The organism is Arenimonas malthae CC-JY-1 (genome assembly GCF_000747075.1).
GTDB lineage: Bacteria > Pseudomonadota > Gammaproteobacteria > Xanthomonadales > Xanthomonadaceae > Arenimonas > Arenimonas malthae.
Map to the genome: position 1 here is coordinate 1 of NZ_AVCH01000056.1, position 4,121 is coordinate 4,121.

General features: G+C 71.9%; 5 protein-coding genes and 1 pseudogene. 2 read left to right on the forward strand and 4 right to left on the reverse strand.

What is annotated here, in order from left to right; translation table 11 throughout:
* Positions 1-152, reverse strand: a pseudogene (locus tag N790_RS15110) (HNH endonuclease); the annotation flags it as partial.
* 188 nt (positions 153-340) lie between these two features.
* Between N790_RS15110 and pip the strand changes: the two are divergent.
* The gene (gene pip, locus N790_RS03830) at positions 341-1,282 is read left to right on the forward strand and encodes a prolyl aminopeptidase (protein WP_043800982.1); all 942 of its coding nucleotides are present in this window, start codon (positions 341-343) and stop codon (positions 1,280-1,282) included.
* A 7-nt stretch (positions 1,283-1,289) separates the two neighbouring features.
* Here pip and N790_RS03835 read toward each other — a convergent pair whose 3' ends face one another.
* The 3 genes from N790_RS03835 to N790_RS03845 are packed head-to-tail and all read right to left on the reverse strand — an operon-like array spanning position 1,290 to position 3,291.
* Complete coding sequence (locus N790_RS03835) at positions 1,290-1,826, reverse strand: NUDIX hydrolase (RefSeq protein ID WP_043800983.1); 537 nt, start codon at positions 1,824-1,826, stop codon at positions 1,290-1,292.
* Between the two features lie 20 nt (positions 1,827-1,846).
* Positions 1,847-2,728 carry a 5'-3' exonuclease gene (locus N790_RS03840; protein WP_043800985.1) on the reverse strand — a complete coding sequence of 294 codons (882 nt, stop codon included), beginning with the start codon at positions 2,726-2,728 and terminating at the stop codon, positions 1,847-1,849.
* Entirely contained in the window at positions 2,725-3,291 is a 567-nt protein-coding gene (locus N790_RS03845; protein ID WP_043800987.1) for a nitroreductase family protein, read from the reverse strand. Before N790_RS03845 ends, N790_RS03840 begins: the two co-directional genes overlap by 4 nt.
* A gap of 131 nt (positions 3,292-3,422) precedes the next feature.
* Here N790_RS03845 and N790_RS03850 point away from each other — a divergent pair.
* Positions 3,423-4,121, forward strand: a 699-nt coding sequence (locus N790_RS03850) for a DUF1631 family protein (protein ID WP_043800989.1), incomplete at its 3' end; no start/stop codon positions are given.

The window sequence follows — 4,121 nt, forward strand, 5'->3', positions numbered from 1 at the left end:
CCGGTCCAGCGGTTGGTGCCGCCGCGCACCGTGAGGCAGGGTTCGCCCAGGGTCCAGGCGACCGCGCCGCGAACGTAGAGGCAGACCGCGTCCTGCCAGTGCATCCAGTCGAGGATGCGGCCATGCGCGTCGAGCGAGAGCACGCGCGGCAGGGCGGTTTCATGGGAAGACGGGGCCCCGGCCGGGTGGGTTTGCTTCCCGGTGCCCACCAGACTCAATCGGGTCGGCGGTGTTCCCATCTGGAACCGAGCATACACCTCGTCCATGACAGTTCAAGCCTTGGGGCGTGGGGTCGCGCGCGGGCTAGAATCAGGGTCCCCACCCCGGCACCGAGGCGAGCATGCGCGGCCTGTACCCCGAGATCGAACCCTTCGACAGCGGCTTCCTGCAGGTGGACGCGCGGCACCGGCTCTATTACGAACAGTGCGGCAACCCGGAAGGCAAGCCGGTGGTCCTGCTGCACGGCGGCCCGGGCGCCGGCTGCGGCGCCAAGATGCGGCGTTTCCACGACCCGGCGCGCTACCGGATCATCCTGTTCGACCAGCGGGGCTCGGGCCGTTCCACGCCGCATGCCGACCTGGTGGACAACACCACCTGGGACCTGGTGGCCGACATCGAGCGGCTGCGCCGCCACCTGGGCATCAACCGCTGGCAGGTGTTCGGCGGCAGCTGGGGCTCGACGCTGGCGCTGGCCTACGCCGAGGCGCACCCGGGCCAGGTGAGCGAACTGGTGCTGCGCGGCATCTTCATGCTGCGCCGCTGGGAGCTGGAGTGGTTCTACCAGCAGGGCGCCTCGCGACTGTTCCCGGAGGCCTGGCAGCGTTACCTGCAGCCCATTCCCGAGGTGGAGCGGCACGACCTGATGAGCGCCTACCACCGCCGCCTGACCTCGCACGACGAGGCGGTGCGGCTCTCGGCCGCGCGCGCCTGGTCGGTGTGGGAAGCCAGCACCAGCTTCCTGCGCCAGGACGAGGCCTTCATCGACAGCCACGAGGACGCGCACTTCGCGCTCAGCTTCGCGCGCATCGAATGCCACTACTTCGTCAATGGCGGCTTCTTCGACGCCGACGACCAGCTGCTGCGCGACGCGCACCGGCTCAAGGGCATCCCCGGCGTGATCGCGCACGGCCGCTACGACGTGGTGTGCCCGGTGCAGAACGCCTGGGACCTGAAGCAGGCCTGGCCGGAGGCGAAGCTGGAGATCGCGCCGACCGCGGGCCATTCGGCCTTCGAGGCCGAGCTCACCGACATCCTGGTGCGCGCGACCGACGGCTTCCGCTGAAGCGGCCTCAGGCCGGGGTTCCGTCCGGATTGCGCTCGAGCAGCCACAGGCCCGCCCAGAGCTTGGGGTCCATGGAATAGCCCTCGGCCATCCTGGCCGAGAGCCAGCGCGGCGCGTCGTCCACCGGCACTTCGTGCACGGTGATCTGCTCGGTTTCGTCGCCGCCGCCGGCGTGCACGCGGGTGAGGCCGCGGGCGCGGACGAAGGCGATCAGTTCGTTGCTCATGCCCGAGCTGGTGGGGCCCACCATCAGCACCTTCACTTCGGACGCGAGCCAGCCGGTTTCCTCCAGCAGCTCCCGGCGCGCGGCTTCTTCCATGGTGTCGTGGGCGTCGAGGTCGCCGACCAGGCCGGCCGGCATCTCGATGGTGGGCGCGCCCAGCGGGACGCGGAACTGCTCGACGAACAGCAGCTTCCGTTCCGGCGTGACCGCGATGACGATCACCGCGCTGCCGGCGTTGGTCCGCTCGGCGTACTCCCAGTGCCCGCGCTTCACCAGCCGCAGGTACTTGCCCTCGCACATCGTCTTGGCGTCGTCGCTCATGCGCCGATCCTAGCGCGGCTTCAGGCCGACATCAGCCGGCGGCGGGTCATGGGGCCGAAACGCAGGTCTTCGCACAGGGCCTCGAGCGCGGCGGCGTCCGGGGCGCGGCGTTCGGCCGTGCCCAGGTCGGGTGGCAGCGGCGCGGCGACGTCGATGGTGGCCAGTCGGCGCGAGAGCAGGGCGATCTCGCGGTGCTCGCGCAGGCGGGCGGCGTGCTGGGCGCTGCCGCGCAGGCGCAGGTAGGGCACTTCGTCCAGGCGCTCGTAGATCCCGTCGAGGCTGCCGAAGTGGCCGAGCAGGGTGGCCGCGGTCTTGGGGCCGATGCCGGGCACGCCGGGGATGTTGTCGATGGCGTCGCCGGTGAGGCCCAGGTAGTCGGCCACCTGGTGCGCGTGCACGCCGTAGCGGGCCTTCACGCCGTCGGCCCGCCAGCGTTCGTTGCGGGCGTAGTCCCACTGCTCGTCGTCGGCGTCGAGCAGCTGCGAGAGGTCCTTGTCGGCCGAGATGATCAGGCCGGCGTGGCCGGCGCGGCGCACCTGGCCCAGCGCGCTGCCGATCAGGTCGTCGGCCTCGTAGCGGTCGTCGGCCAGCACCGGCAGGCCCAGCGCGCGGCAGACCCGCTGGCAGTGCGCAAACTGGCGCTTGAGCTCCTCGGGCGCCGGCTCGCGGTTGGCCTTGTAGGCCGGATAGAGCTCGTTGCGGAAGTTGGTGTCGAGCGACTCGTCGAAGGCCACGGCGATGCGCGCGGGCCGCTGGCGTTCGAGCAGCTCGAGCAGGAAGCGGGTGAAGCCGTGCACGGCGTTCACCGGCCAGCCGTCGCGGTCCTCGAACTCGGGCGGCATGGAGTGCCAGGCCCGGAACACGTAGAGGCTGGCGTCGACCAGGTGGACCGGGCCGCTCATGGCGTCCAGTCGGCGAGCAGGGCGTCGGGGTCGGGGCGCTGGCGTTCCGGGACGTCGCCCGAAGGGGTGCCCATGTGGATGAAGCCCAGCACGGTTTCGTTCGCCTGCAGGCCGAGGCGGGCGGCCACCACCGGGTCGTAGGCGGCCCAGCCGGTCAGCCACTGCGCGCCGAAGCCCAGGGCCTGCGCCGCCTGCAGCAGGGCGAAACAGACCGCGCCGCCCGAGAGCAGCTGTTCCTGCGCGGGCACCTTTTGGCCGGGCGTGATCCGGCCGACCACCACCAGCACCAGCGGGGCATGCGAGAAGCGCTGCCGGTCCTTGTCCACGGCCGCGGCGGGCGCGGCCGGGTCGCGCTCGAGCGCCCGTGCCGCCAGCAGTTCGCCCAGGGCGTGGCGGGCCTCGCCGCGGATGGCCAGGAAGCGCCAGGGCGCGAGCTTGCCGTGGTCGGGCACGCGCACGGCCTCGGCCAGCATGGCCCGGAGCTGGTCGGCGCCGGGGCCCGGTTCGCCCAGCTGTCGGGAGGGCACCGAGCGGCGCCGGCGCAGGAATTGCAGGTCGTTCATCCTGCCAAGCCTACCATCCGTCCGGCCGCGACCCGGGGGTCGTTTTCTGGGAAAGAAGTCACAGTTATCTGTGGCACGATTGCCCACAATCACCCCAAAGCGCGTAGTCCCCCCGACGTGCAGAGGATCCGATGAGCGACTTCCCCCTTCCAGGCAACGAGCGTCCGGGCACCCCGCCTTCCGCCAGGGACCTGGTGACCGGGATGCATCGCCGCAGCACCGAGCACCTGCAGTCCGTGCTGGCGCGCGTGTTCGCCCGCGCCGACGACTGGCTGTTCGACCTGGCCAAGAAGGACGGCGTGCCCGACGGCTCGCCCTACCTGTTCGCCATGCGCGCGCTGCGCAGCTCGCGCGCGCCGATCGAGCGCGGTTTCCGCGAACACCTCGACCAGGGATTCGCCAGGCTGGGCCGCCAGGCCGTGCCGGGCGGCGCCGACGGCACGCCGGAACTGACGCTGCTGGAGGAGAGCGAGCTCGAGCAGCAGCTGGCCACCAACCTCACCGCCGAAGCCGTCACCCGCATCCATGGCGCCCAGCTCGATGAGCTGTCCGCCCGCCTGGCCCGCATGGTCGGCGTGGCCAAGCTCGAGGCCGACGCCAACCCGCTCAGCGCCCACAGCCTGGCCGCGGCCATCAGCGACGCCCACCGCGGCGTGGACCTGCCGGCCGACGTGCGCATGGTGCTGTTCAAGTACTACGAGCGCGAACTGATCCACGACCTGCGCGACCTGCTGGTCGACCTCAACGCCCGCCTCGAGGCCGCCGGCTTCCGCGCCGACGTGGCCGCCGCCAAGCCGGCCCCGCGCCCCGCGGCCCGGCCCGAGATGGCG